This is a genomic window from Streptomyces sp. WM6386 (assembly GCF_000972385.1).
Taxonomy (GTDB): Bacteria; Actinomycetota; Actinomycetes; order Streptomycetales; family Streptomycetaceae; genus Streptomyces.
The window spans coordinates 138562-165057 of the sequence record NZ_JXTE01000004.1; the positions used below are offsets into that span (position 1 = coordinate 138562).

Annotated in this window: 29 protein-coding genes; 15 read left to right on the top strand and 14 right to left on the bottom strand. The window is 71.4% G+C overall.

All coding sequences use genetic code 11. The features are described from left to right. Positions 1-2: 2 nt before the first annotated feature. The 4 genes from TN53_RS04000 to TN53_RS04015 are packed head-to-tail and all read left to right on the top strand — an operon-like array spanning position 3 to position 2623. Positions 3-422, top strand: a complete 420-nt coding sequence (locus tag TN53_RS04000; RefSeq protein ID WP_046256912.1) for a roadblock/LC7 domain-containing protein — start codon at positions 3-5, stop codon at positions 420-422. Continuing rightward, positions 419-790, top strand: a complete 372-nt coding sequence (locus tag TN53_RS04005) for a DUF742 domain-containing protein (protein ID WP_046256913.1) — start codon at positions 419-421, stop codon at positions 788-790. Before TN53_RS04000 ends, TN53_RS04005 begins: the two co-directional genes overlap by 4 nt. Further along, entirely contained in the window at positions 771-1376 is a 606-nt protein-coding gene (locus tag TN53_RS04010; RefSeq protein WP_046256914.1) for a GTP-binding protein, read from the top strand. Before TN53_RS04005 ends, TN53_RS04010 begins: the two co-directional genes overlap by 20 nt. After that, the gene (locus TN53_RS04015) at positions 1373-2623 is read left to right on the top strand and encodes a cytochrome P450 (RefSeq protein WP_046256915.1); all 1251 of its coding nucleotides are present in this window, start codon (positions 1373-1375) and stop codon (positions 2621-2623) included. The genes TN53_RS04010 and TN53_RS04015 overlap by 4 nt, the downstream gene beginning before the upstream one ends. A gap of 70 nt (positions 2624-2693) precedes the next feature. On the opposite strand, the gene TN53_RS04020 is transcribed toward TN53_RS04015, so the two are convergent. The 3 genes from TN53_RS04020 to TN53_RS04030 all read right to left on the bottom strand — a co-directional run bounded on the left by TN53_RS04020 (position 2694) and on the right by TN53_RS04030 (position 7867). Continuing rightward, positions 2694-4394, bottom strand: coding sequence for a hypothetical protein (locus TN53_RS04020; RefSeq protein WP_234441507.1), 1701 nt, complete (start codon positions 4392-4394; stop codon positions 2694-2696). Positions 4395-4573: 179 nt separating this feature from the next. Beyond that, positions 4574-6214 (bottom strand): amidohydrolase, encoded by a 1641-nt coding sequence (locus TN53_RS04025; RefSeq protein WP_046256916.1) that lies wholly within the window; start codon positions 6212-6214, stop codon positions 4574-4576. A gap of 153 nt (positions 6215-6367) precedes the next feature. Further along, positions 6368-7867, bottom strand: coding sequence for an APC family permease (locus TN53_RS04030; RefSeq protein WP_046256917.1), 1500 nt, complete (start codon positions 7865-7867; stop codon positions 6368-6370). Positions 7868-8004: 137 nt separating this feature from the next. Here TN53_RS04030 and TN53_RS04035 point away from each other — a divergent pair, with 137 nt between their 5' ends. The 3 genes from TN53_RS04035 (at position 8005) to TN53_RS04045 (ending at position 9714) form a co-directional block, all read left to right on the top strand. Then, on the top strand, positions 8005-8781 hold the full coding sequence (locus TN53_RS04035; RefSeq protein WP_095046279.1) for a TetR/AcrR family transcriptional regulator: 777 nt from the start codon (positions 8005-8007) through the stop codon (positions 8779-8781). Continuing rightward, positions 8778-9242: a pyridoxamine 5'-phosphate oxidase family protein gene (locus TN53_RS04040; RefSeq protein WP_046256918.1), complete on the top strand. Its 465-nt coding sequence runs from the start codon at positions 8778-8780 to the stop codon at positions 9240-9242. The genes TN53_RS04035 and TN53_RS04040 overlap by 4 nt, the downstream gene beginning before the upstream one ends. 79 nt (positions 9243-9321) lie before the next feature. After that, a complete protein-coding gene (locus TN53_RS04045) occupies positions 9322-9714 on the top strand; it encodes a VOC family protein (protein ID WP_046256919.1) in 393 nt (130 codons plus the stop codon). A gap of 2 nt (positions 9715-9716) precedes the next feature. On the opposite strand, the gene TN53_RS04050 is transcribed toward TN53_RS04045, so the two are convergent. Both TN53_RS04050 and TN53_RS04055 read right to left on the bottom strand, forming a co-directional pair. Continuing rightward, positions 9717-10019, bottom strand: coding sequence for a DUF4235 domain-containing protein (locus tag TN53_RS04050; RefSeq protein WP_046256920.1), 303 nt, complete (start codon positions 10017-10019; stop codon positions 9717-9719). Between the two features lie 24 nt (positions 10020-10043). Continuing rightward, the gene (locus TN53_RS04055) at positions 10044-11027 is read right to left on the bottom strand and encodes a glutathione S-transferase family protein (protein ID WP_046256921.1); all 984 of its coding nucleotides are present in this window, start codon (positions 11025-11027) and stop codon (positions 10044-10046) included. 172 nt (positions 11028-11199) lie between these two features. Here TN53_RS04055 and TN53_RS04060 point away from each other — a divergent pair, with 172 nt between their 5' ends. Then, positions 11200-12093, top strand: a complete 894-nt coding sequence (locus TN53_RS04060; RefSeq protein ID WP_046256987.1) for a cation diffusion facilitator family transporter — start codon at positions 11200-11202, stop codon at positions 12091-12093. A gap of 79 nt (positions 12094-12172) precedes the next feature. On the opposite strand, the gene TN53_RS04065 is transcribed toward TN53_RS04060, so the two are convergent. Further along, entirely contained in the window at positions 12173-12622 is a 450-nt protein-coding gene (locus tag TN53_RS04065; RefSeq protein WP_046256922.1) for a nitroreductase family deazaflavin-dependent oxidoreductase, read from the bottom strand. Positions 12623-12807: 185 nt separating this feature from the next. On the opposite strand from TN53_RS04065, the gene TN53_RS04070 reads away from it, so the two are divergent. After that, entirely contained in the window at positions 12808-13239 is a 432-nt protein-coding gene (locus TN53_RS04070) for a nuclear transport factor 2 family protein (protein WP_046256923.1), read from the top strand. Between the two features lie 3 nt (positions 13240-13242). Here the strand turns inward: TN53_RS04070 and TN53_RS04075 are convergent, their stop codons facing one another. Continuing rightward, the gene (locus tag TN53_RS04075) at positions 13243-13872 is read right to left on the bottom strand and encodes a LysE family transporter (protein ID WP_199924511.1); all 630 of its coding nucleotides are present in this window, start codon (positions 13870-13872) and stop codon (positions 13243-13245) included. A 269-nt stretch (positions 13873-14141) separates the two neighbouring features. Here TN53_RS04075 and TN53_RS04080 point away from each other — a divergent pair, with 269 nt between their 5' ends. Together TN53_RS04080 and TN53_RS04085 are read left to right on the top strand one after the other, a co-directional pair. Continuing rightward, positions 14142-15329: a cytochrome P450 gene (locus TN53_RS04080; protein ID WP_046256925.1), complete on the top strand. Its 1188-nt coding sequence runs from the start codon at positions 14142-14144 to the stop codon at positions 15327-15329. Positions 15330-15341: 12 nt separating this feature from the next. After that, positions 15342-15533: a ferredoxin gene (locus TN53_RS04085; RefSeq protein WP_046256926.1), complete on the top strand. Its 192-nt coding sequence runs from the start codon at positions 15342-15344 to the stop codon at positions 15531-15533. 32 nt (positions 15534-15565) lie between these two features. Here TN53_RS04085 and TN53_RS04090 read toward each other — a convergent pair whose 3' ends face one another. Further along, positions 15566-16123, bottom strand: a complete 558-nt coding sequence (locus tag TN53_RS04090) for a TetR/AcrR family transcriptional regulator (protein WP_046256927.1) — start codon at positions 16121-16123, stop codon at positions 15566-15568. Positions 16124-16218: 95 nt separating this feature from the next. Between TN53_RS04090 and TN53_RS04095 the strand changes: the two genes are divergently transcribed. Next, entirely contained in the window at positions 16219-16677 is a 459-nt protein-coding gene (locus TN53_RS04095; protein WP_046256928.1) for a DUF1348 family protein, read from the top strand. A 9-nt stretch (positions 16678-16686) separates the two neighbouring features. Further along, positions 16687-17202 carry a flavoprotein gene (locus TN53_RS04100; protein ID WP_046256929.1) on the top strand — a complete coding sequence of 172 codons (516 nt, stop codon included), beginning with the start codon at positions 16687-16689 and terminating at the stop codon, positions 17200-17202. Here TN53_RS04100 and TN53_RS04105 read toward each other — a convergent pair. From TN53_RS04105 to TN53_RS04125, 5 genes are all read right to left on the bottom strand, one after another. Continuing rightward, a complete protein-coding gene (locus TN53_RS04105) occupies positions 17192-17968 on the bottom strand; it encodes an MBL fold metallo-hydrolase (RefSeq protein WP_046256930.1) in 777 nt (258 codons plus the stop codon). The genes TN53_RS04100 and TN53_RS04105 overlap by 11 nt on opposite strands. Positions 17969-18025: 57 nt before the next feature. After that, complete coding sequence (locus TN53_RS04110; protein WP_234441509.1) at positions 18026-18694, bottom strand: alpha/beta fold hydrolase; 669 nt, start codon at positions 18692-18694, stop codon at positions 18026-18028. 149 nt (positions 18695-18843) lie between these two features. Then, positions 18844-19677, bottom strand: a complete 834-nt coding sequence (locus TN53_RS04115) for an alpha/beta fold hydrolase (RefSeq protein WP_046256931.1) — start codon at positions 19675-19677, stop codon at positions 18844-18846. A gap of 22 nt (positions 19678-19699) precedes the next feature. Then, positions 19700-20524, bottom strand: a complete 825-nt coding sequence (locus tag TN53_RS04120) for an alpha/beta fold hydrolase (RefSeq protein WP_046256932.1) — start codon at positions 20522-20524, stop codon at positions 19700-19702. A 97-nt stretch (positions 20525-20621) separates the two neighbouring features. Continuing rightward, entirely contained in the window at positions 20622-23369 is a 2748-nt protein-coding gene (locus tag TN53_RS04125; protein ID WP_052745137.1) for an AAA family ATPase, read from the bottom strand. Positions 23370-23547: 178 nt separating this feature from the next. On the opposite strand from TN53_RS04125, the gene TN53_RS04130 reads away from it, so the two are divergent. After that, the gene (locus TN53_RS04130; protein WP_046256933.1) at positions 23548-24516 is read left to right on the top strand and encodes an aldo/keto reductase; all 969 of its coding nucleotides are present in this window, start codon (positions 23548-23550) and stop codon (positions 24514-24516) included. A gap of 90 nt (positions 24517-24606) precedes the next feature. Here TN53_RS04130 and TN53_RS04135 read toward each other — a convergent pair whose 3' ends face one another. Next, entirely contained in the window at positions 24607-25413 is an 807-nt protein-coding gene (locus TN53_RS04135) for a phytanoyl-CoA dioxygenase family protein (RefSeq protein ID WP_046256934.1), read from the bottom strand. A 64-nt stretch (positions 25414-25477) separates the two neighbouring features. Between TN53_RS04135 and TN53_RS04140 the strand changes: the two genes are divergently transcribed. Next, a complete protein-coding gene (locus TN53_RS04140) occupies positions 25478-26392 on the top strand; it encodes a helix-turn-helix domain-containing protein (protein ID WP_095046282.1) in 915 nt (304 codons plus the stop codon). Positions 26393-26496: the final 104 nt, after the last annotated feature.

Sequence of the window (26496 nt, forward strand, 5' to 3'; positions counted from 1 at the left end):
ACATGACGCAACAGGGAACCGACGTGAGCTGGGCGCTCCGCGACCTCGTGGAGTCCATCCCGGAGATTCGCTTCGCCCTCGTGGCCTCCAGCGACGGCAAGGCCATCACCTCCTTCGGCGCCGAGGACCCCGACGACGTGGACCGCTTCGCGGCGGTGGTGGCCGGTCTGCAGGCGCTGGCCCAGCCGGTCGCCGAGCAGTTCGTCCGGCCCGGCGGGCAGCGGGGGCAGTTGCGGCTGGCGATGATCGAGGTCGACGGCGGTCACCTCTTCGTCGTACGCGCGGGGGTGGAGACGTATCTCGGTGTGCTCGCCCGTGAAGGCCTCGACCAGGGCCTGCTCGGGCACCAGATGAGGGACCTGGCCCGCAGGATGGGCGAGCTCCTCGGCACCTCTCCGCGCCTGGAGGAGCACTCTGGATGAGTGCTCCTTCCGGGCCCACGGACCCGTCCGGTCTAGAGCGCTACTACGTCCTCACCGGGGGCCGTAGCGGGCCGGTCGGTTCGGCGTCGAGCCTCGATGTGGCGACCCTCATCGTCTCGCGCACCGCCCCCGTCCCGGGGCTGCAGCACGAGCACGAGGAGATCCTCCGGCGCTGCCGCGAACCGCTGTCGGTGGCCGAACTCGGCGCCCACCTGGGACTGCCCTTCAACATTCTCGCGGTGCTGCTGACGGACCTGCTCGATGCGGACCGCGTGGAAGCCCGTGACCCCGTCCCGGCGCACGACGCCCGCCGCGGGCCCGACCTCGCGCTCCTTGAGGAGGTACTCAGTGGACTTGAACGGCTTTGACCGGCTCGGCCGGCCGGACGACGGGGAGACCCGCTCGGTCAAGGTGATGATCGCCGGTGGATTCGGCACCGGGAAGACCACGTTGGTCGGCTCGGTGAGCGACATCAGGCCGCTCACCACCGAGGAGACCCTCACCGAGGCCAGCGCCGCCGACGACCGCCTCATCGGGGTCGCCGACAAGACGGAGACCACCGTCAGCCTGGACTTCGGCAAGATCCGCCTCAACGACAGCCTGATGCTGTACCTGTTCGGCACCCCGGGCCAGGAGCGGTTCTGGTTCCTGTGGAACGGCCTGTTCAAGGGAGCGCTCGGCGCCGTCGTCCTGGTCGACACCCGGCGCCTGGCCTCCAGCTTCCGGGCGATCGAGGAGATGGAGCGGCAGAACGTCCCCTTCGTCGTCGCCCTGAACATCTTCCCGGACTCCCGGCACTATCCGGTAGAGGAGATCCGGGACGCCCTGGACATCCCCCCGCACATCCCGGTCGTGGCCTGCGACGCCCGTGACCGGACCTCCAGCCGTGACGTGCTGGTCGCCCTGATACGTCATGTGAAGGACCGCTTCGCCGTCGCTCTGGAGCCCCGATGAACGACCAGACGTCACACGGTCCCGACGCGCCCCGCAGGTGCCCCGTCGCGCACGCCGGGGCAGAACTCACCCGGCTGTACGGTCCGGACGCGGCCACCGACCCGCAGGCCGTCTACGAGCGGCTGCGCAAGGAGCACGGCTCCGTCGCACCGGTGCTGCTGGAGGGCGACGTTCCCGCCTGGCTGGTGCTCGGCTACCGCGACAACCGGCGGGTGCTGGACAACCCTCGTCAGTTCAGCCGGGACGCCCGCATCTGGCGGGACTGGCGGGAGGGCCGGGTGGCGGAGACCTCGCCGCTGGTGCCGATGCTGGGCTGGCGGCCCGACTGCGTCTCCCAGGACGGAGAGCCGCACCGCAGGCTGCGCGGTGCGGTCACCGACGGCCTGCTGGCCGCCTCGAGCCGCGGCATCCGGCGGCACGCCACGTACTTCGCGAACCAGCAGATCGACGTGTTCGCCGACGCCGGGCGCGCCGACCTGGTGGCCGACTACGCCGAGCACCTGCCGATGCTCGTGCTCACGCGGATCCTGGGCCTTCCCAAGGCGGACGGGCTACGCCTGATCGAGTCGTGCGCCCAGGTCTTCAAGGGCGGCGAAGGCGCCCTCGTGCACAACGAGCACATCATGCAGATCCTGGGCGAACTCGCCCGGCGCAAGCGGTCCGAACCGGGCTCGGACTTCACCACCGCCCTGCTGGAGCACCCTGCGGCGCTGGACGAGGACGAGGTCGTCAGCCATCTGCGGCTGGTGCTGATCGCCGCCCACACCACGACCAGCAACCTGTTGGCCCGGGTGCTGCAGCTGGTCCTGACGGACACGGCGCGGCTGTCCGGGCTGATCAGCGGTCAGCTGAGCGTGTCCGCCGTGGTGGAGGAGGTCATGTGGAACACCCCGCCGCTGGCTGTCCTGCCGGGGCGGTTCGCCACCAGCGAGCTGGAGCTCGGCGGGCATGGCATCAAGGAGGGAGACCTGCTCCTTCTCGGCCTCGCCCCGGGCAACGTCGACCCGGAGATCCGGCCCGACGAGGGTGTGGCGGTCCAGGGCAACCAGTCGCACCTGGCCTTCAGCGCCGGTCCGCACGAGTGCCCCGGGCAGAGCATCGGCCAGTCCATCATCGAGGTCGGCGTGAACGTCCTGCTGCACCGGCTGACGGGCCTGTGCCTGGCCGTAGCGCCGGAGGAACTCCGCTCGACCGCCTCCACATGGGAGTTCCGGCTGGACAGTCTGCCGGTCGAGTTCACCGTCTAGGCCACGCCAAGGGACCGCTGCCCGGCCGGTTCTGGCCGGGCAGCGCCGCGTCCGGAAGAGGATCGAGGCGTCAGCCGTCGAGCCAGTCGCCCTCGACGCCCGTGGGGCGGTATCCCGTGGCGTTCCACAGGAAGTGCGGGTGGGCGCCGGCGAACATGTAGGCGAGCAGTGCGGTGTCCTCCCTCCCGGTCCGGGGGTCGTGCAGGGTGTGGAACTGCTCCGATCCGACCACGCCGGAGTCCTGCTGGACTTCACGGGCGCGGGCCGGGGACGGTGCGGCTCTGGATGCCTCCACGGCGGCGATGTAGGTGCGGCGCAGGATCTCCCAGGTGCTGTCGATGTTGCCGTACCAGGGGCCGTGCAGTGCTTCGAAGGCATGGAGCTCGGCGTCGAAGAGGGGCCAGGTCCCGGGGTGTTGGGCTCGGCAGCGTGCGGAGAGCTCGGCGGTCCGGGTGCTCAGTGTCGGCGCGGCGGGCCGCGGGGCCATGGTCAGGGTGGTGCCGTCGGTGAGGATGCCGGTGCACGCGTTGGGCTGCAGGTCGCACAGCGGGCACGCCTCGGCCGGCGGGAGACCCTGGGTGATGCCGTCGAACCACAGGGCGTGGCGGCCTGTGAGCCCCATCCAGACGATGGTGGTGGTCATCAGCCAGGTGTTCCACATCGGGTCGTGCGCCTCGGGCATGCAGCCGTACTTGACGAGGGCTATGGCGCAGGCGGCGTAGAGGGCCTTGGTGTGGGTGGGCATGTCGGCGAGCCAGAAGTTGCTGATCTCACCGGTGAGGGCGTCGGCTCGTACGTCGGTCATGTCGTCGATGACGCGGCACAGCAGCAGCGAGGCGAGGTTCTCTTCCTGCCAGAGCTCGGTGTCGGGTGCGACGTGCCAGAACAGGCAGTCCAGCATCTGCAGGAGTGAGTAGGTGCTCTGGCTGAGCGGGTTGGTCTGGGGGAGCGTGACGCGGCCCGAGGCGTGCTGCTGGAGCCAGTACTCGTCGACGGATCGCTTATGGGCCGCGAAGGCCCCGCTGACCAGGGCTCGTGCGCTGTTGGTGCTGAAGTTCTCGGCCAAGCGGCCTTCGACGTGTTGGGTGAGGCGCGTTGTGTCGATGGTGTCGATCACGCGTTTGTATTCGTGGAAGACGAGGATGTCGTCCTCGAAGCGGTGGCGGTGGCCGAGGTCTCGTTCGAGGTCGTTCAACTGCCGGGTCCAGGACCATCCACCGGTCAGGACGCTGTCGAGTTCCCGGCGGTGTGGCCAGGTCTTGACGGTGAGGGGGCGACCGGCGCTCTGCCGCCAACGGTAGTCGTCCAGGGTGCGTGCGGGGGGCGTGGGTATCCGACGGCACAGCGGGCAGGTGCAGACGGTCGTCTGTTCCTCCTCGCGCGGCGGGGTGAGCGCCCGGCTTCGCCAGGCCCCTTCCAGCATCGCGCAGGTCAGCCGGCAGACCTCGATATCGGTGCTGACCTGAGGGAAGGCTGCTTCGATCACGCGTAGGCCGCTGTCGAGGTGCCTCAGCCTGGCATGGCCCTCCTCGTCGGGCGGGAGGAACGCGGGCTGCGCCAGCCGGAGGGCTCCCTCCACATGGAGCGTGGTGCCGGCGTGGCGGGATCCGAGTGCGTCCAGCCGCTGCCGAGCGGCGTTCCGGGACCTTCGGTACTGTTCCGTGCTCCCCTTGATCCGTTTCACCAAGAGGTCGGCCAGGGTGTTCCCCTCCGTCGGCCGGACCTGGACGGGGGTGTCGAAGGGGAGGCCGAAGGTGACGTCCTGAGCCATGTGGTTCCTTTCGGGAGACGGCGCGCAGAGCCCCCACCCCTGCGGACGTGGGCGGCAGAGGAACCGCCCGCGTGCTCGAACTGGGCCTCCCGGTACGGAAGTTGAACCGAGAAGCGGAACGAGACTCCCCAGAGCGTAAATGATCTACGCCGTGCCCCGGCGGTGATCTCCGTTACTGCTCAGGCCTCTTGAGCTGCGTACACTCCCACCCCTCCCACATAGGTGAGCGCCACCCTCGTCCCCGCGACCTCCGCAAGCGGACGATCGAACGGGTCCCGGTCCAGGACCACCAGATCCGCCAGCGCCCCCACGCGCACCCGACCGGATTCGTCGAGGTGGTTCACATACGCCGAGCCCGCGGTGTAGGCGGTCAACGCCTCGGCGAGGCCGATGCGTTCGGCGGGCAGGAACACCGCGGCGCCCTCGCTGTCCGGGGCCACGCGGTTGACGGCGACATGGATCCCCTCCAGCGGATCGGGGCTGCTGACCGGCCAGTCGCTGCCCGCGGCGAGCCGGGCACCGGAGCGCAGCAGCGCGCCGAACGGGTACTGCCACGCGGCCCGTTCGGGACCCAGGAAGGGAATGGTGAGCTCGTCCATCTGGGGTTCGTGGGCCGCCCACAGGGGCTGGATGTTGGCTGTGGCGCCGAGTCGGGCGAAACGCGGCACGTCGTCGGGGTGCACGACCTGAAGGTGCGCCAGATGGGGCCGGGTGTCGCTCGGTCCGTTGGCGGTCCGGGCGGCCTCGATCGCGTCCAGGGCGTCGCGTACCGCCCGGTCGCCCAGGGCATGGAAGTGGCACTGGAAGCCGAGGGCGTCCAACTCGGTCACGTACTTGGGAAGTTGGCCCGGATCGATGAAACTCGTGCCCCGGTTGGCGGTGGCGCAGCCGCACTGGTCCAGATACGGGTCGAGCAGCGCGGCGGTGCCGGTCTCGGCGACCCCGTCCAGCATCAGCTTGACCGTGCCCGCCCGGAACCGGCCGTGGCTCAACGCGGCCCGCCGCTCGACGAGTTCGGGGATCTGCTCGGCCCCGCGTCCGCGGTCCCACCACAGCGAGCCGACGACGCGCGCGGTGAGCGAGCCGTCCCGGGCGGCCGTCCGATACGCGTCGGAGGGGTCGTCCATGCCGAGGAAGGTGCCGACGAGGGCGTCCTGCCAGGCCGTGATACCGAGGGAGTGCAGATGGCGCTGGGCGTGCAGCAGGGCGGCGAGCCGGTCGGCCGGGGTGGCCTGGGGAGTGAGGCGCCCGACGAGCTGCATCGCGCCCTCCTGGAGGGTGCCGCTCGGCTCGCCCGAGCCCGAGGGGGCGCGGTCGATGCGTCCGTCGGCCGGGTCCGGGGTGTCGCGGGTGACACCGGCGAGTTCCAGTGCGCGGCTGTTGACCCAGGCGCCGTGATGGTCGCGGTTGGGCAGATAGACCGGCCGGTCCGGGACGACGGCGTCCAGCAGCTCCTTCGTCGGCGTACCGCCCTCGAAGGCCTCCATCGACCAGCCGCCGCCGGTGATCCACTCCCGCTCCGGATGCGCGGCGGCGTAGGCGCGTACGGCGTCGACCGTCTCCTTGGCCGTCTTGGCCCGGGTCAGGTCGCACTGGGTGAGTTCGAGGCCGGCCGGCACCGGGTGGATGTGCGCGTCCTGGAAGCCGGGCAGCAGCAACCGCCCCGCCAGGTCGACCACTTCGGTCCGCGGCCCCCTGAGGTCCAGGACCTCGTCGTGTCCTACGGCGGTGATGCGGTCGCCGGTGACGGCCACGGCGGTCGCGGTGCGACCCTCGGGGGTGAGGACGGGGCCGCCGGTGAAGATGAGGTCTGCGTGCATGTTCCGTTCCTGTGAGGTCGGTTGGATGTGACTGAGCGGACCCGGGCGGAGTCCGATGCCGGGCACGGCAGCGCCCTTTCAGGGGCGCGGGGCTGTATCGATATGCGGCTCCGCCGCGTGGGCGCGACAAGCCCCCACCGGCCCGCGGACGAGTCACCGCGCCTCCAGCGAAGTGCTGAGCAGCTGCGGCGCATCCGCATCCGTACCTGAGCCCGTACGGAAGTACGGCGAGCGCCGCACCCACCTGGCCCACGCGGCGGCGACGAAGCCCGACGCGATCATCGCCAGGGGAGTGCTGAGCAGGAACCAGCCGTTGTCCGCGCTGAGTTCGAAGTGATCGGTGGAGGTGTAGAAGGACCAGCCCAGATAGCCGCCGAGGCCGAGCAGGGCCAGCGCGCCCAGGGTGGGCAGCACCACGGCCCGGACTCCCTGCTGGAAGTCCTCGCGCAGCAGCGAGCGGAAGCGCACCGCCGCCGCGAGGGCCGTCAGCGCGTACGACAGGGCGACCACGATGCCGACCGCGCTCACCGTCGCCATGATCATGTCCGCGAGCCGCGGGATGACCAGGGCGAGGCCCGCGACCCCCGCCGCCAGGGCGCCGATCAGCACGGTCCCGGTGGCCGGAGTCCCGTACCGGGAGCTGACCTTGGACCACACCGGGCCGAGCGTACGGTCCCGGCTCATCGCGAACATCCCCCGAGCCGTCGGGATCACACCGGCCTGAAGCGAGGCCACCGCCGAGAACATGAGCGCCACCAGGGGCAGCGCGGCCAGCGGCATCGAGGCCAGCCGGTCGCCGAAGAAGGCCAGCCCCTCGGCGCCGTGCCCCGCCAGCTCCTGCTCCGACAGCACGCGCTGGAAGGCGACCGAGCCGATCAGGAACAGCACCAGCATGGTGACCAGCGTGGTCAGGCCCGCCCGGGACGCGTCCCGTGGATCACGCACCTCCTCCGACACGCTGAACGCGCTCTCGAAGCCCCAGTAGCAGAACACCGACAGCAGCATGCCCTGCGCCAGCGCCGTCGCCGACGGGATCGCGAACGGGTCGAACCAGCTCAGGCTGAAGGGGTGCGGGCCGGTGACGATGCCGTATCCGCAGAAGCCCAGCAGGACGACGTACTCGAAGACCAGCAGCCCGCCCTGGAGCCGAGCCGCGGTCCGCACCCCCGTGACGGCGGTCAACGTGACCGCGACCAGGACGAACACGCCCAGCGCGGTCGTCTGCGCCGTCGACCCCGGGTCCAGAGCGAGGCCGCCCAGCCGGTGCAGTCCGGCGTCGCCCGCCAGCTGGATCAGTGCCGAGCCGGTGACGGCCGTGGTGTAGGCGAGGAAGGCCACCGTCGCCACGATGTTCACCCAGCCGACCATGAAGCCGAGCCAGGGGCTGAGCGAACGGCCCACCCACACATAGCCGTTGCCCGCGTTGGGCTCGACGCGATTGAGCCGGGAGTACGCGCCGGCGATGCCGAGGACCGGCAGGAACGCCAGCAGCATGATCGCCGGCAGATGCAGTCCGACGACCCCGGCCGTGACGCCGAGCCCGATGCCGATGCTCGTGGTCGCGGCCGTGCTGGAGGCGGCGATGGCGACGCCGTCGAGGACGCCGAGGGACTTGCGCAGGGTGGGCCCTGTGGAGGGGGCGTGGTCGGGCATGGCCGGTTCTCCGCTCGCACCGGGGGGCCTGGCAGGCCCCGGTGAGCCGACATGAAACTGTCCCGGGGCTTAACAGGTCAACGGTGTTGTCATAAGGTGCGGCCACGAGCCGGCGACCACGGCCCACGGAGGCACCCATGAGCGACCGCGTCGTCCCGCCCGCCGCCCGGCGGCGCAGGCGCCCCACCAAACAGGGCGTCGTCCTGTCCGAGGAGCTGATCGTCGAGACGGCGCTCAGGCTGATCGAGGAGCACGGGGCCGACGCCCTCTCGGTGCGCCGCCTGGGCCTGGCCCTCGGCGCCGACCCCAGCTCGCTGTACCGGTACTTCCGGGACACCGACGACCTGATGCTGGCCGTCGCCGACGAGCTCATCGGCCGGACCCTGCGCATCTGGCGCCCCACCGGCGACTGGCGCGTCGACCTGCGCGACCTCGGCCTGCGCATGCACGCGGGCGCGCTCGCCCACCCCCGCGCGGCGGTGCTCAGCTCGCATCGGGTTACCGGCCGCGGCCATGAGATCCAGGCCGTGGAGACCATCCTCGGCGTGCTCCGCGACGCGGGCTTCCCCGACGCCGACGCGGTGCGCATCTACCACGCCTTCGTCGACCAGGCCCTCGCCTTCGCCGCCCTCGACTCGGCGAGCACCGCGCTGCCGAAGCCGGCCCGGGAGGCGGAAGTGACCGTGTGGCGCACGACGTACGCCAAGCTGCTCGCCGACACCCACCCGCACATCGCCGCGACCGCCCGCCACCTCGTGGCCGACATGCCGCGCAGCTCCTACCCGGCCGCCCTGGAGATGCTCCTGAGCGCGGCGGCGGCCCGACTTGCGGAGATCGGCGACCGGCTCGAGGCCCCTCGGGCCACACTGGTACGTCCGTCAACACCGCCCCGACAGGAGAGCGTTCACCGATGACCAACCCGCCCGCCCGCCCCGCCAAGCAGCGCAAGCAGGACACCCTGAACCGCCTGGAGCACGACGAGGACGTGTGGGTCGCCACCGCGAACGCCGACGGGGGAGTGCCGTTCCTCGTGCCGCTGTCCTTCTGCTGGGACGGCTCGACACTGCTCCTGGCCACCCCGGCCACCAGTCCCACCGGCCGGAACCTGAAGGCGACCGGCAGGACCCGCCTCGGTCTCGGGCCGACCCGGGACGTCGTGATGATCGAGGGCACGGTCGAGACGTTCACCCCCGCCGAGGTGGGCGAGGAGGAAGCCGACCGCTTCGCGGCCGCCACCGGCTTCGAGCCACGTGAACTCGCCACGCCCTACCTGTACTTCCGGGTCCGGCCGACCAGGGTGCAGGCCTGGCGCGAGGTCAATGAGCTCTCCGGGCGCGAGCTGATGCGGGACGGGGAGTGGCTGGTCGCCGACTGAACCGGGCGGTTCGGGATATCCGGGAGGTGGAGGGCGGCGGGACAGGAACGTCCCGCGCCCCGGACCGTTCGGAGGAGACATGGCACTGGTCAAAGCAGGCCTCGTGGTGCTCGACTGCGCCGAGCCGGAGAAGCTCGCCGGGTTCTACAAGGAGCTGCTGGAGGCCGAGGAGACCCACGAGAGCGTCAACCGCGTGGAGATCCTCGGCGCCGGGGGCACCCGGCTGGCGTTCCGCCGGGACATGAACGCGACGCCGCCGAGCTGGCCGCGCCCCGAGAACTCCCTCCAGGCCCACCTCGACTTCGTCGTCGAGGACCTGGACGAGGCCGAGCGCAGGGTCGTCGGGCTCGGCGGGCGGCCCCTGGAGACAAAGGATCCCTCCGGCCCGTTCGAGGAACGCGGGTACGCCGACCCGGCGGGACACTCCTTCACCCTGCGCTGTGTCCCGCCGACGGCGCCCAAACAAGGCTGACGTCAGTCCCGGCCGCCCTTTTCGTCGGTCGGCCAGACCCCGGTGGACCGCTCGATGGCCTTCGCGCCCGTGCGGTCCACCGCGCTGCGCACCACCGCGAAGATGGCGCCCTGCACGGCCGCGGCCAGCAGGATCTCCCCCCAGCCGCGATCCCGGTCCAGCGCGTCGGGAGCGTCGTCCTCGTGCCGTATCGCCTTCCACGTCTTCTGGAAGGCGAGCCCCGCCAGCGCCCCGCTCGACCAGCCCAGCGCGAACCCGACGGGCTTGTAGAAGAGGGGGAGCTTCAACTTCTTCTTCTTGGCCATGTACGTCTCCTGTGTCCGTATCGGTCAGTGCTGGTCCGGCACCGGGTCCGGCGGTGTTCCGTCGCCGAACGGCCGGCCGCCCAGCTCCTCTCGGTGGTGCGCGGTCAGCCAGCCCTCCTGGTCCGGCCCGAGCGGCACGATGCCGGTCGGATTGATCCCGGAGTGCACCTGGTAGTAGTGCCGTTTGATGTGGTCGAAGTCGACCGTGTCACCGAAGCCCGGCGTCTGGTAGAGGTCGCGGACATAGCCCCACAGCACCTGGTTCTCCGTCAGCTTCCAGCGGTTGCACTTGAAGTGACCGTGGTAGACGGCGTCGAAGCGGACCAGCGTGGTGAACAGCCGGATGTCCGCCTCGGTGATCGTGTCGCCGACCAGATAGCGCTGCCGGGCCAGCCGCGGCGTCAGCAGCTCCAGGCGCCTGAAGACGCCGGCGCACGCCTCCTCGTACTCCTCCTGCTCGGTGGCGAAGCCCGCCCGGTACACGCCGTTGTTGACGTCCTCGTAGACGTCCGCCATCACGGTGTCGATCTCGTCGCGCAGCGCCCTCGGGTACAGGTCCGGGGCGCCGTCCCGGTGCAGGTCCGTCCACTCGGTGGCGAGGTCCAGGGTGATCTGCTGGTAGTCGTTGGTGACCAGCTTGCCGCTCGGCACGTCCACGATCGCGGGCACGCTCACCCCGCCAGGGTGGCCGGACTCGCGCCGGTCGTAGGCCTCGCTCAGATAGCGGATGCCGAGGACCGGGTCGCGGTCGTCCGGATCGAGGGTGAAGCGCCAGCTGCGATCGTCCTGGATCGGGTCCGCCACGGCCAGTGACAGGGCGTTCTCCAGGCCGAGCAGCCGCCGCGACACCAGGGAGCGGCTCGCCCACGGACAGGCCCGGCTGACGACCAGCCGGTAGCGGCCCGCCTCCACGGGCCATCCGTCACGGCCGTCCGCGGTGACGCGGTCGGTGAAATGGGCCTTGGACCGCTTGAACGTCTTGTTGCCGTACGCGCGGTTGCCGCTCATGCTGCCTCCTGCCTTACGGGCACTGTCTCCACCGCGTTCCCAGATTTCGGCGTGTGAGCCGCCCGACCTGGGGCAGTCGGCGGAGGTGAGCGGGACATCCACCGAGAACACCGAAAGCAAGGCCGACCGGCGGACACGGGTCACCGTCCTGGTCGCGCTCGTCGCCAACCTCATGATCGCCGTCGCCAAGGCGATCGGCGGCCTGATCGCGCACTCGCCGGCCCTGCTGTCGGAGGCGGCCCACTCCGTGGCCGACAGCCTCAACGAGGTCTTCCTCCTCGCCGCGCTGCGCCGCAGCCGCCGCCCCGCCGACCAGCGCCACCCCTTCGGCTACGGCAAGGAGCGCTACTTCTGGTCGCTGCTCGCCGCCGTCGGCATCTTCGTCATGGGCGGCTGCTTCTCCTTCTTCCAGGGCTTCGAGGCCCTGCGCGGCGGCGCGGAGGAGAAGCTCAGCGGATACGTCGCGGGCCTGATCGTGCTCGGCGTCGCCCTCCTCGCCGAAGGTGCCTCCCTGGTGCGGGCCCTGTACCAGATGCACCGCCAGGGCGGCACCGGGGACGGCCTGCGCGACCCGGCGCTGCGCACGGTGGTCGCCGAGGACGGCACGGCGGTGCTCGGCGTCACTCTCGCCATGGCGGGCATGGCCCTGCACATGGTCACCGGGGACGTCGTGTGGGAGGCGTCCGCGTCGCTGGCGATCGGGGCGCTGCTCGTCTTCGTCGCCTACCGGCTGGGCCGCGACGCCCGCGACCAGCTGATCGGCGCCGCCGCCGACCCGGAGACCAGCGACCGGATGCGGTCCCTGCTGGCCGCTCAGCCCGAGATCGACAGCGTGGAGGCGCTGTTCACGATGCAGACGGGGCTGGGGTCCTGCCTGGTGGCCGCCCGGGTCGACCTGGTGCCGGGCATCGACAGCGAACGGGTCGAGGAGGTAGCCGTCCGTATCAAACGGTCGGTCGCCGCCACCTTCCCCGAGGCGGACCAGATCTTCCTGGACATCACCGACCGGCCCGCCCTGGAGGCACGAGAAAGCCCCGCCGCGACGGGGGAGCGCGGCGGGGCCTGAGGCTCAGGTGCCCGGCGGGTGGAGCTTCATGCGTACCCGCCCAAGTTTTTTTACCCGAGGGCGGGGACGCCCGCCCGGATCAGTCCGTGTCGGACGGTTCGAGCACGAAGACCGGGATCTCCCGGTCCGTCTTCTCCTGGTAGTCGGCGTACGGCGGATAGGCCGCCACCGCTCGCTCCCACCACTCGGCCTTCTCGGCGCCGGTGACCTCACGGGCGGTCATGTCCCGCTTCTCCGGCCCGTCCTGGAGCTCCACCCGGGGGTCGGCCTTGACGTTGTGGTACCAGACCGGGTGCTTGGGCGCCCCGCCCAGCGAGGCGACCGCGGCGTACCGCCCGCCGTGCTCGACCCGCATCAGCGGAGTCTTGCGGATCTTGCCGCTCCTGCCACCCACGGTGGTCAGAATGATGACGGGCATTCCCGTGTTCTGCAGGGTGGTGCCCTTGGTGCCGCCGGAGCCTTCGTACAGCTCCACCTGCTCGCGCACCCACCCGGTAGGACTGGGCTCGTACTCGCCCTCGAGAGGCATGGCATCCGTCCCATCGTCGTCGTGTACTACGGCTTGCTGACTGACATCGTCCCTCAACACCCGAGCCCCGGGGATTCATCCGTTCCGGAGGCTCGGATTCGGTCGGGCTCCATGACCTCGGAGGTAATCGCGCATGGCCGGTCCCCGCGGGCACAGTGAGACCCGGCCCAAGGAGAGGATCACCGATGACCACCACCGCGACGACGACCCGTGCCGTGGTCGAGGAACTGCTGCGGCGCATCGGCGCGGGCGACCCGGAGCGGATCGCCGAGCTCTACGCCGACCAGGGCGACTGGAAGCTGAACTGGCCGCAGGACGAGCACGGCCGCCCCGCCACCCCCTGGATCCGGCATCGCTCCACCCGGGCGGACGCCGCCGCCCACTACCGCGAACTGGCCGCCGGTCATCTCCCGGGTGAGGCGGCCACCGAGATCGAGCGCATCCTCGTCGACGGCACCGACGCGGTGGTCCTCGGCGAGATCCGGCAGACCGCCCGGGCGACGGGGCGTGCGTATCTCGCCACCTTCGCGCTGCACCTGACCGTCGAGGACGGCCTGATCGCCCGCCATCACGTGTACGAGGACAGCCTCGCCGTCGCCCGTGCCTTCGCACCGTGACGGTCACGACGACAGCATCATCCGCACGGCCAGCCCCATGATCACGCCGCTCGACACCACGGCCGTCACCAGCCGCCCCCGTCTGCCGGTCAGCACCCTGCCGAGCAGCGCGCCACCCCCGGCCAGCAGCAGCTGCCAGCTCGCGGAGGCGAGGAAGGCCGCCACGACGAACACGCCCTGCTCCAGCGGGCGGACCGGGTCGGTGGTGCGGGTGCCGAGGACCAGGGCCGCGAAGTAGATCACGGTGGTCGGGTTGAGCAGGGTGATCCCGAGCAGCGCCAGATACGCCCGCGCGGGGCTCGGGGGAGGCGGGTCGGAGCGCGTGGTGAGCCGACGGTCGCGGTACTGGCGTACGGCGACGACCGCACCCCGTGCCGCCAACGCGAGCAGCAGCAGGGCGGAGGCCCAGCGCAGCGGCCCGAGCACCGGACGCAGGGCGGCGGCGAGGGCGGCGCCCCCGACCGTGGCCACCAGGGCGTACAGCCCGTCGGCGGTCGCGACGCCGAGCGCGGCACAGACCCCGGTGCGCAGGGAGGTACGGGCGGTGAGGGAGACGAGATAGGTCGCGACCGCGCCGACGGGCACGGCGATGCCGTATCCCGCGAGCAGCCCCGCGACCAGCGCGGCGGTCACGACGTGGGAAGCGTCGGTCCCCACGGTCGGCCGGACTGCTGCTGGAACCGCACCGGACGAACGGCGGCGGTCAGCGGCAGAAGGGCATCGAAGGTAGGCATGGCCGGATTCTGGGGGCGGCCGGGGGCCGGTGACAACCGAATTACGGGGGCGATCCCCGGCCAGATCGCGCATCCGGGGGATCTGGCCGAACTTGCCGTCCCGCAACTAGATGCCCGGGGCATCCAATGAGGACACGCAAGAGGCACCCTTCGTCTGCGAGGTCTTCCATGACGGAAACGGAACCCGTCGCCTTCCCCCAGGACCGGACCTGCCCCTACCACCCGCCCGCCGCCTACGCCCCCCTGCGCGCCTCCCGCCCACTGACCCGCATCCGGCTCTACGACGGCCGTCCTGCCTGGTTGGTGACCGGACACGCACTCGCCCGCGACCTGCTCGCCGACCGACGGCTGTCCACCGATCGCACCCGCCCCGGCTTCCCGGCCCCCACCGAACGCTTCGCGGCGGTCAAGGACCGGAAGGCCGCGCTGCTGGGCTACGACGATCCCGAACACCACGCCCAGCGCCGCAGGATGATCCCCAGCTTCACGCTCAAACGCGCCGCGGGACTGCGCCCGCAGATCCAGCGGATCGTGGACGAGCGACTCGACGCGATGATCGAACAGGGGCCGCCGGCCGAGCTGGTGAGCGCCTTCGCGCTGCCCGTGCCCTCGACGGTGATCTGCGCCCTCCTCGGTGTCCCGTACGCCGATCACGATTTCTTCGAGGGGCAGTCGCGCCGGCTGCTGCGCGGGCCGACGGCCGCCGACACCCTGGACGCGCGTGACCGGCTGGACGCGTACTTCGAGGAGCTGATCGACCGCAAGCGGCGGGACCGGGAGTCCGGCGACGGCGTGCTGGACGAACTCGTCCACGAGGGCGCCGTGGACCGCGGGGAACTGATCACCCTGGCCACCGTCCTGCTGGTCGCCGGGCACGAGACCACCGCGAACATGATCTCGCTCGGCACCTACACCCTTCTCCAACACCCCGACCGGCTGGCCGAGTTGCGGGCCGATCCGACCCTCCTGCCCACCGCCGTGGAGGAGTTGATGCGGCTGCTGTCGATCGCGGACGGACTGCTGCGGATGGCGGTCGAGGACATCGAGCTGGACGGGGCGACGATCCGGTCCGGCGACGGCGTGGTGTTCTCGACCTCGGTCATCAACCGCGACGAGGACGTCTACCCCGCCCCGGACAGCCTCGACTGGCACCGTTCCGCCCGCCATCACGTCGGGTTCGGCTTCGGTATCCACCAGTGCCTGGGGCAGAACCTGGCCCGCGCGGAAATGGAGATCGCCCTGCGCACCCTCCTGGAGCGGCTGCCCACGCTGCGCCTGGCCGCCCCGGCGGACGAGATCCCCTTCAAGCCCGGCGACACCATCCAGGGGATGCTGGAACTCCCCGTGACCTGGTAAGAGGCTCCGCCCATGCACATCGACATCGACAAGGACGCCTGCATCGGGGCCGGTCAGTGCGCCCTGGCAGCCCCGGGCGTGTTCACCCAGGACGACGACGGATTCAGCGAACTGATGCCCGGCCGGGAGGACGGCGCCGGCGACCCGATGGTGCGCGAGGCGGCCAGGGCCTGCCCCGTCGGGGCCATCACGACGTCCGGCTGATCACCCGGAGCGGAAGATCCCTGCGGAAACCGTCACGGCCGGGCGAGGTCCATCAGTGACCGGGCCGCCTCCCGTGCCTCCCTGGCCGGCCCGGTGGTCCGGGTGATGCCGGCCGTGACCATCGCCCCCTCGGCCAGCAGGAACAGCCGGCCGGTCAGGCCGTCCGGGAGTCCGGCGTCCGCCACAAGAGCGGCGAGGTAGGCGCGGAACGCCCCTTTGTGCGCCCGCACCTGGGCCGTCACCCGGCTCGACGTCGCGCCCAGTTCGCCGTAGGAATTGATCCACGCGCACCCGCGGAACCCGTCCTCCCCGAACCACCGCTCCAGCCAGTCGAAGACGGCGAGGATCCGCTCCCGGGGGTCCTCGCCGCGCTCGACGTACTCCGCGAGCCGCTCCCGCCACCGCACGTCACGGCGCTCCAGATAGGCCTCCACCAACTGCTCCTTCGCGGGGAAGAGTTGGTACAGCCGCTTGAGCGAGACCCCCGACGCGCCGCGGATGTCGTCCATGCCGACGGACTGGATGCCCCGGCCGTAGAACAGCTCCTCGGCGGCGTCCAGTGCCTGCTCCCGGGCGGTCGCGCTGTCCATGCCGGGTCACTCCTTGACGTGAGAACGTGCGTTCTCCTACGGTAGCAGCCACCCGGGAGAACGCACGTTCTCCCTTTCCGGCCACGGAGGATGACATGACCGACCGTCCACCCCTGCCGCCCTTCACCCGCGAGAGCGCGGCTCAGAAGGTGCGGGCCGCCGAGGACGCCTGGAACACCCGCGACCCGCACAAGGTGGCGCTGGCCTACTCCGAGGACTCGGTGTGGCGCAACCGCGGAACCTTCGTCACCGGCCGCGCCGAGATCGTCGAGTTCCTCACCGCGAAGTGGGCGCGCGAGCAGGAGTACGCACTGCGCAAGGACCTGTGGGCCTTCGACGGCCACCGCATCGCCGTCCGCTTCCAGTACGAGTGCCGGGACACCGACGGCCAGTGGTGGCGCGCGTACGGCAACGAACTCTGGGAGTTCGACGAGCACGGCCTGATGACCCGGCGCGAGGCCAGCATCAACGACGTACCGATCGAGGAGAAGGAACGCCGCGTCCTCGGCCCGCGGCCCGAGACCGAGCGCGGGGCGACCTTCCCGCTTCAGTAGGGTCGGCGGGTGACCGAACAGGCCGGGAAACCCTTCCTCTACGTCGTCGTCTGCGCCGCCGGGATCGCCGCGGGAGTCGGCGAACTCATCACCGCCGCCCAGGAAGAGGGCTGGGAGGTCGGGGTCATCGCCACGCCCGTCGCGATGAACGGCTTCTTCGACACCGCCGCCGTCGAGGCCCGGACCGGCCGTCCGATCCGTTCCGCCTGGCGCACCCCCGCAGAGCCGCGCCCCTTCCCGCCACCGGACGCCGTGGTGGTCGCGCCCGCCACCTTCAACACCGTCAACAAATGGGCGGCCGGCCTGGGCGACACACTGGCCGTCGGCACCCTGTGCGAGGCGTCTGGCCTGGGCGTCCCCATCGCCGTACTGCCGTGTGTGGCCGACGCGTTGGCCGCCCATCCCGCCTACCAGGACAGCCTGATACGGCTGCGGGGGATGGGGGTGCGGTTCGGTCCGCCCTTCGCGGGGGAGCCGGGGGCCGAGTTCGCGTGGGAGCAGGCGCTGGACCTGCTCAGACGGTGAGCTGCCAAGGGGTGCCGATGGGCAGCCAGTGCACCTGCGGGCCCTCGGCGAGCACCTTCTCCGCGCTCTGGCGGCCCTCCTGGAAGTGCGACCAGCCCTCGTAGTGGACGGGCAGCACCGTGTGCGGTCGCAGCAGGCCGCACAGCTCCACCGCCCGGGCCGCGGTCATCGTGTAGCGGACCGGGCCGGTCACCGGGAAACGCACACCGCCCAGGTGCAGCAGGGCGGTCCCCACATCCACCCGGCGGGCGACCTCGCGCACCCCGTCGTAGAGGACCGTGTCGCCCGAGATCCACAGCGCGCCGTGCTCCTGCCCCTGCCGGCTCAGCGCGAAGCCGGTCACCTCGCCGACGATCGGGCGGGAGAACCGGGGACCGTGGCGGGCCGGGGTGGCCGTGACCTCGATGGTGGGGCGGCCCGGTGTCTGGAGCCGCCAGGTCGTCCACGGGTCGAGTCCGCGGGCATTGCCGCCCAGCCGACGGGCCCCGGACGGGGTCGTCAGGACGACGTCCGCCCTCGGCAGCTGGGCGCGTCCGGCCGTGTCCAGGTTGTCGGCGTGATGGTCATGGGTGAGCAACACCGCGTCCAGCGGCGGGAGTTCGGAGGCCGGCACGGCCGGTCCCGCGGTCTTGCGGGAGGACGTGCCCCAGCCGAAGGAGTAGCGGCGGCCGGGCGGGTCGAATGTCGGGTCCGTCAGCAGCCGCCGGCCGGCGACCTCGATCAACGTGGTCGGACCGCCGATGTGCGTGATACGGATCTCGGTCATACGACGGTCCCTTCCGCAGGCCCGGGGCGGCACGCGCCAACCGCCCCGGACGGTGGGCTACTCGGCGTGCGACACGGCCCAGTCGAGGGCGTGGTCGGCGACCTCCTCCCAGCCGGGCGCGGCGGGCAGCAGATGCGGGCGGCCCGCGAACTCCCTGACCTCGGTGACCGTGTTCGACTTGTAGTGCCTGGCGTTGGACTGCTGCACCCTGGGCGGCATCAGATGATCATGCTCGCCCGAGACGAACAACAACGGCGCGCGGTCGTCATTGTGGTAGTTCACGTACGTGCTCTGGTGGCCCGGCCGCAGCGTCGCCAGGGCGCTGTCCCAGAAGATGCTCCCGGACGCGGGGACCGCGTAGCGCTGGTACAGCGCGCGGGACTCCTCCTCCGGGAACGTGTTGGTGAAGGCGTAGTGCCACTGCTCGAAGGTCAGGCCGACCGCACGGTGCCGGTTGGCCGGGTTCTTCAGCACGGGGAACGCCGCCTTGATCTGGGTCAGCGGCACCACCGCGACGCCCTCCGTGGGCGCCGAGTTGAGGGCGACGCCCGCCGCCCCGAACCCCCGGTCGAGCAGCAGCTGGACGAAGACGCCCCCGGCGGAGTGACCGATCAGAACAGGTGGTCGGTCCAGGCCGCGGACCAAGGTCTCCAGACTGTCCAGGATCTGTTGGACCGTCACCTTCTCGATCGGCGTCGGATCGGCGTTGAGCGACTCGACCTCCACCTCGAAGCCGGGGTAGGCGGGGGTGAGAACGCGGTAGCCGCGCTTCTCGTAGTGGGCGGCCCCACTGCTCCCAACTCCGTGGGGTGACCCAGAAGCCGTGGATGAGGACGATGGTGTCCGGAGCGCTCATGACTCCTCCTTCGCAGGTGTCAGCAGGTGGCGCGGTACGCGGCCTCGATGTGCCGGACGACGGTGTCCGGGCGCGACATCATCACGACGTGCGAAGCCCCCTTGGCCTCGACGACCCTGCTGCCGGCCCGCTCGGCCATGAACCGCTGCACCGCGGGCGGGATGACCCGGTCGGCGCCGGCGACGACGTACCACGACGGCAGGGACCGCCACGCCGGTACGCCGCTGGCGGAGTCCAACCCGCGTAGGCTGCCCGGGCGTTGGGCCACCGCCATCGCCCGGGTCAGCGAGCGCGGCAGGTCCTGGGCGAAGACGTCGTGGAACTTCGCCGGATCGATGTAGCCGTCGATGCCGGGATCGCTGCTGCCGGGGATCGGGTACGGCCGGGTGACCAGCGCGCCCGGCAACTGGCTGCCGGGGAACCGGCCCGCCAGTTCCAGCGCGGTCTCGCCCTTGTCGGGCGCGAACGCGGCCACGTACACGAGCGCCCTGACGTTCGGGTTGGCGAGCGCGGCGTTGGTGATGACCTCGCCGCCGTAGGAGTGGCCGACCAGGACGACCGGGCCGGGGAACGTGGCGACGACGCTGGAGACGTACGCCGCGTCACCGGCGAGGTCACGCAGGGGGTTGGCCGGTGCGATGACGTCGTAACCCGCCTTGAGCAGCCGGGAACTGACCTCGTTCCAGCCGGAGGCGTCGGCGAACACACCATGGACGAGGACGACGGTCGGTCTGGTGCCGGAGGTGGCCGAGGCGGCCGAGACGGGCGTCGCCGCGGTGCCGACGGTGAGCGCACCGCCCGCCGCGACGAGCCCACCGAGGACGCGACGGCGGGGCTGGCTTTCGGAGACCATGCCTTGGGGATTCCTTCCGGGGTCAGGAGTTGAGGAAGTCCAGCAGGTCGGCGTTCAACTGGTCCTTGTGCGTGTCGGTGATGCCGTGCGGGGCGCCCGCGTAGACCTTCAGCGTGGCGTTCTTGATCCGTGCCGCCGACGCCTTGCCGCCCACCTCGAAGGGCACGACCTGGTCGTCGTCGCCGTGGACCACCAGCGTCGGTACGTCGAACGCGTCCAGGTCGGGGCGGAAGTCGGTCGCGGAGAAGGCCGCGACACACTCGTAGGCATTGCGGTGTCCGGCCTGGAGCCCCTGCCGCCAGAAAGCGTCCCGAGTGCCCTGGGAGACATCGGCGCCGGGCCGGTTGTTGCCGAAGAACGGTCCGTCGGCCAGATCCCGGTACAGCTGCGACCGGTCGGCGAGCGAACCGGCGCGGATCCCGTCGAAGACCTCGACGGGCACGCCGCCGGGGTTGTCGTCGGTCCTGAGCATGAACGGCGGGACGGCGGAGACGAGCACCAGCTGGGCGAGCCGGCTGGTGCCGTGCCGGCCCACGTAGCGGGCGACCTCGCCGCCGCCCGTGGAGAAGCCGATCAACGTCGCGTCCCGCAGATCGAGGGTGTCGATCAGGGTGGCGAGGTCGTCGGCGTAGGTGTTCATCTCGTTGCCGGTCCACGTCTGCGTGGACCGGCCGTGCCCGCGCCGGTCGTGGGCGATGACACGGAACCCCTGGGAGGCGAGGAACAGTTGCTGGGCCTCCCAGCTGTCGGAGTTCAGCGGCCAGCCGTGGCTGAGCACCACGGGACGGCCCAGGCCCCAGTCCTTGTAGAAGATCTCGGCTCCGTCGGCTGCGGTGACGTACGGCATGGGAGCGCTCCCGTCTGTGAGACGTTGTCCGGCGCCCCGATCCTCGTTCGACCGATGGCGTTCCCGGACCCCGTGAAACGCGTAGTCGTGACCGGCCTCAGAGTCCTGGCGTCTCCCTCAGCTGCCGCCGGGACCGCACATCGAGCTTCCGGAAGATCTTCCGCAGGTGGTAGTCGACGGTGCTCGCGCTGATGAACAGCTGGGCCGCGATCTCGGCGTTGGTGGCACCACTGCGGGCGAGCCGGGCGATGGCCAGCTCCTGCGAGGTGAGGGCGTTCGACTCACCGGCCGGCGCCCGGCCCGGGCTCTCCCCGGTCGCGGCCAGCTCCTGGGCCGCCCGGGCCGCGTACGCCGCGGCACGCATCCCGTCGAACAACTCCCATGCGGTACGCAGCTGTTCACGGGCGTCCTTGCGGCGCTTGCGGCGACGCAGCCACTCGCCGTAGTGGAGGTGGGTGACGGCGAGGTCGGCGCGGGCGCGGGTGCCGGACAGCAGGGCGATCGCCTTGCGGTACAGCGGTTCCGCGTCGGCCGCGGTGGCGAGCAGGGCCTCGCAGCGGGCCAGCAGACCGAGACTCCAGGGGGTGCCGGTGGCCGTGGCCCGGACGGCGAGGGTGCGCAGGGCGGTGGTGGCCTGCACCCGGTCGCCGCAGCGGACGGCCGCCTCGATCAGCGCGGGGAGCAGCCGGGAGTGGACGCCGAGCGTGTCGTGGCCGGTCAGTTCGTGGGTGAGGGCGCGGGCCCGGGCGTAGTCGCTCCGTCCCAGGGCGAGGATCGCCATGCCGATCTGCGCGATCGACTCGACCGCGCCGATGCCCAGCCAGGTGCTGGCCTCCATCGAGCCGCGCAGGACCGGCTCCAGATCCCCGGCATCGGCGTGCCAGCCGAGCAGTTCCGGGTGCCGGTACAGCTCCCACATGTCGTCGCTGGCGCCGATCGCCGCGCGGATCTGGGTGCCCTGGGCGAAGGTGTCGTCCGCGACCGCGAGCTGGCCCAGGTTCGTCTCGTGCATCACCGTGCAGTACAGGGCGCTGTCCAGTTCGAACAGGGCACCGGCGCGGCGGGCGATGTCCACAGCACGCGCCATGACCGCGCTCTGCGCCTGTTCGTCCCACAGCATCATCGTCAGCGTGATGGTCGGCTGACAGGTGCGCAGCACCTCCTCGTCCGGGATGTCCGGGTCCAGCACATGCGCGTGGGCGCGGCGCATGTGCGGCACGGCCTCCGCGTAGCCGTCGGTGACCAGCACCGCGAACGCCCGCAGCACCTGATCGCCGCCGGTCGCGGGACGCTCGCGGGGCAGCAGGTCGTCGATGGCCCGGGCGATCTCGGCCAGGGTGGTGTCGCGGATCAGGTGTTCCGCGGTGATGGCCCGGTCGGCGGCCCGCAACAGGGCCTCCCGGGCGAGCTCCGGTTCCCGCTGGGCGAGACAGCGCGCGGCCCGCAGACACAGCGCCGGAGCCAGGGCGAACGAACCGGCGTCGCCCAGCGCGTACGTCGCGTGGGCGCGCACGAGCAGTGCCCGTCCTCGCTGGGTGTCGTCGAGGAAGGCGATGTCGATCGCGTCGAGGAGCGACTCGGCCTGCAGCGCCGCCCCCGCGGCCAACGCGGCCTCCGCCGCGGCGAGCAGTCGCTCGGCGCGCAGGGCGCCCTCCGGGGTGAGTTCGGCCGCCCTGGTCAGGAAGGTGGCGCGGGCGGCGAAACCGCCGCGGGCGCCCGCCCGGTCGGCCGCGCGCTCCACCTCCGCGGCCACGGCGGGGGCCGGTCCCCAGGTGGCCGAGGCGAGGTGCCAGGCCCGGCGGTCGGTGTCGGCCGGCCGGTCGATGACCTCGGCCAGCGCATGGTGGACGCGGGTGCGCTCGACGCCGGTGGCCCCGCCGTACACCGCCGACCGCACCAGCGGATGCCGGAACTCCGCGGTGGAGCGCAGCACCACCAGCCCCGCGGCCTCCGCCGGCCCGGACGCCTCGGGGCCGAACCCGAGCAGGCGCGCGGCGGCCGTGAGGTAGGCGAGGTCGCCGCTCGGTTCGGCGGCGGCGAGCAGCAGCCAGGTCTGTGTCGGCGCGGGCAACGCGCGCACCCGCCGTTGGTAGTGCGCCTCCAACCGGCCGCCCACGGGGAGCGGTTCGGGCAGGGCGAGCGAGCCGGAGAGCTGGTCGGCGGTCAGCTCCTGGCCGAGGTCGGCCAGCGCGAGCGGGTTGCCCGCGGTCGTCGCCACGATGCGTGCCGCGACGCGCGCGTCGAGCGGTCCGGCGACCGTCTCCCGCAGCAGCTCCAGGGCGAACGGCTCCTCCAGACCGGCGACTTCGGTGACGGGCAGCCCCGCGGGTGCCTCGAACCCCGTCCGTGCCGCGAACAGCAGCCCGACGCCCTCCGCGTGCACCCGGCGGCCCACGAAAGCGAGCACCGCCAGGGACTCGTCGTCCAGCCACTGAGCGTCGTCGACGCAGGCCAGCACCGGTCGTCGCTTGGCCGCCTCCGCGAGGAGGGTGAGGGTGGCGAGCCCCACGAGGAACCGGTCGGGGGCCGGCCCGTCGGCCAGCCCGCACGCCACCCGCAGCGCCTCGTGCTGGGTGACGGGCAGCGCACCCGGTTCCTTGAGCCCCTCCAGCACCGGTACCAGCAGCCGATGCAGCGCGGCGAACGGGAACCCGGACTCCGGCTCCACCCCCGCGACCCGCAGCACCCGCAGATCGGCGCCCTCCGCGGCCGCGTGGTCGAGCAGTACGGTCTTCCCGACTCCGGCTTCACCGCGCAGCAGCACCACCCGGCTCAGCCCTTCCCGCAAGGCCGACACCAGGCCTTCGAGCTCTTTGCGTTCCCTGAGCCGTCCCTTGAGGATCACGCGAACACCCTTCAGGGAGGCCTCAGTTGTGAGGACGCTTTGGAGTTCTGGTGAAGTCCAGTCATTCAACCAATGACGGACGAGCCGTGTCCCGGGAACGGTTGACACCTCAAGCCCCGCGCGCACCTCACGCCGTACGCTCCCCTTCATGACCATCCGGAAGGCGGGAGCAGCAACGATGCAGTACGTGAAGCTCGGTTCGACCGGTCTGGACGTGTCCCGGATCTGTCTGGGGTGCATGACCTACGGCCTGCCCGACCGCGGCGTCCATGACTGGACCCTCGACGAGGAGGCGTCCAGGCCGCTGATCCGCCAGGCGCTGGACGCCGGCATCAACTTCTTCGACACGGCCAACGTGTACTCCGACGGCACCAGTGAGGAGATCGTCGGCAAGGCGCTGCGGGACTTCGCGAACCGTGACGAGATCGTCCTGGCGACCAAGGTGAACGGCCGGATGCGGACCGGGCCGAACGCCGCCGGACTGTCCCGGAAGGCGATCATGGCGGAGATCGACCACAGTCTGAGCCGTCTCGGCACCGACTACGTCGACCTCTACCAGATCCACCGCTACGACCCCCACACCCCCGTCGAGGAGACGATGGAGGCCCTGCACGACCTGGTCAAGGCGGGCAAGGTGCGCTACATCGGGGCGAGTTCGATGTACGCCTGGCAGTTCTCCAAGATGCAGTACACGGCCGAGCGGCACGGCTGGACCAAGTTCGTGTCCATGCAGAACCACTACAACCTCCTCTACCGCGAGGAGGAGCGCGAGATGCTGCCCCTGTGCGCGGACCAGAGCGTGAGCGCACTGCCCTGGAGCCCCCTCGCCCGCGGCCGGCTGACCCGCGACTGGGGCACCGTCACCGAACGCAGCGCGGGCGACAATTTCGGCGGCCGTCTCTACCTGGAGAGCGACCGCACCATCGTCGAGGCGGTCACCCGCATCGCCACCGACCGAGGCGTCCCGCGCGCCCAGGTGGCCCTGGCCTGGCTACTGCACCAGAACACGGTGGCGGCACCGATCGTGGGCGCCGCCAAACCGCACCACATCGAGGACGCGACGGCAGCGGTGGAACTGGAACTGAGCGAGAAGGAGATAGAGGAGTTGGAGGAGCCCTATACGGCCCGTCCGATCGTCGGTCACTGAACCCACCCAAGGGGCGCGGGGCTGTATCGATGTGCGGCTACCGCCGCGTGGGCGCGACCAGCCCCCACGCGCCCGCAGCCGCGATACGACCTAGTGCGGCCCCTGCGGTGCGAACTCGGTACCGCAGGGGCCCGCACCCTCACTTTCGGCCAACGCGACGCGGTCACCCCGCATCGACACCGTCCGGTAGTACCCCCCGATCCGCTCGGCCGACCGCCCCACGTAGTGACCGATGAACGACCGCCGAAAACGCCCCTCACTGCGATTCGGCTGCGACCCGTGCACCAGACTCCCGTTGAAGAACAGAACATCCCCCGGCGCCATGTCGACCGGCACCGCCGCCAGCCCCGCCGGCGGCGGCACGTACTCCCGCGCGAACGACACCCCCTCGTCCGCCTTCTCCGGGCAGAAGAGATCCATCCGGTGCGTCCCGGGCACGACCTCGAGCCCCCCGTTCTCCCGGTCGATCACATCGCACGCCACCCACGCCGCGACACATGTCCCCGGCTCGACCCGCAGATAGAAGTTGTCCTGGTGCAGCGCCTGCCCCCGGGCCCCCGGCGGCTTGAAGTAGAACATGCTCTGCGCGGCCAGTACCTCCTCGTCGAACAGCGTCTCCAGCACGTTCCGCAACCGCGCGTCGAGCAGCACGTCCCGGGCGCGCGCGTTGATCTCGTGCGGCTGCATCACCCGGGGATACACACCCAACGGGTCCGTGCCGCCCCGCGGCTCGAAGTGCCCCGGCACCGCCCCGGCCGCGTGCAGCGCCGCGAACTCGCCGCACAGCCGGCCGATCTCGTCGTATCCGAACAATCCCCGTACGACGGTGAACCCGTCCTCCTGGAACCGCCGCTGCCCGGCCTGGGTCAGAATCGGGGCGCTGCCTGTGACTGTCATGCGTCCACTCCTCGCTCGGGTGTCCCTTCGCATGTCACGCTAGGTCGGCCCACATCCCGGGAGGATGCCCGTGACCGCCGACGGACTGCCTGAGACTGCTGCGCCGGACGTTCCCGCGCCGCCGCCGGGCCTCGTGATGCTCGGCCGTTTCGACGAGGCGCCGGGATACGACATCAACCGGCCGCAGGGATCGGCCAGTTGGCTCTTCACCTGGACCACGGGAGGCCAGGGGAGGCTGCGGCAGGGCGCGACCACCGCCCGGGCCGGCGCCGGGGACCTGGTGGTGCTCGCGCCGGGTGTCGCGCACGGCTACGGCGTCGGACCGGGTGCGCGGCACTGGTGGTTCTGGTGGGCGCACTGCCAGGCCCGGCCGTCGTGGCTGCCCTGGCTGAGCCCGTACGGCACCGGCGACGGGGTGTATGTCATGACCTCGACCCCGGCCACGCCGCAGGACCGGGTCGAGGCGGCGTTCCGCCGGATGCTCCTGGACGCCCGCCGGCCGGGTGGGGAGAAGTCCGTGGCCGTCCCGGACGACCGGATCGCCGTGGCGCACGACAGCGCCGCCCGTGAGCTCGCGCTGTGCGCCCTGGAGGAGGTCGTCCTGCTCATGGCCGCCGGTGCGCGGGAGCCGACGCCCCGACCCGGCCTCGACGCCCGTGTCCGCCGGGTCCAGGAGCTCCTCGCCGCCGACCCGGGGGCCGCGCACACCGTCGACTCGCTCGCCGCGCATGTCTCGCTGTCGCCCTCCAGGCTGGCGCACCTGTTCACCCGACAGGTCGGTGAATCCCCGATGCGAGCGCTGCGCGAGGCACGGCTGCGGCACGCCGCGCGGCTCCTCGAAGGCACCGGCCTGCCCGTCGAACGGGTCGCGGCGGCATCGGGCTTCGTCAGCCCCTACCATTTCCACCGGGTCTTCCGGGAGCGATTCGGTATGACGCCCGGCGCGTACCGGGCGGGCGGCCCAATGGTTGGAGCGTGACGTGCGTAGACCGGCCGTACACGGGGTGGAGTGGCCGTTCAATGGTTTGGGCCCACGCCTGGTGAAAATCGTTCTCCATAACGGTGTCGATAAGGCGTCATGGA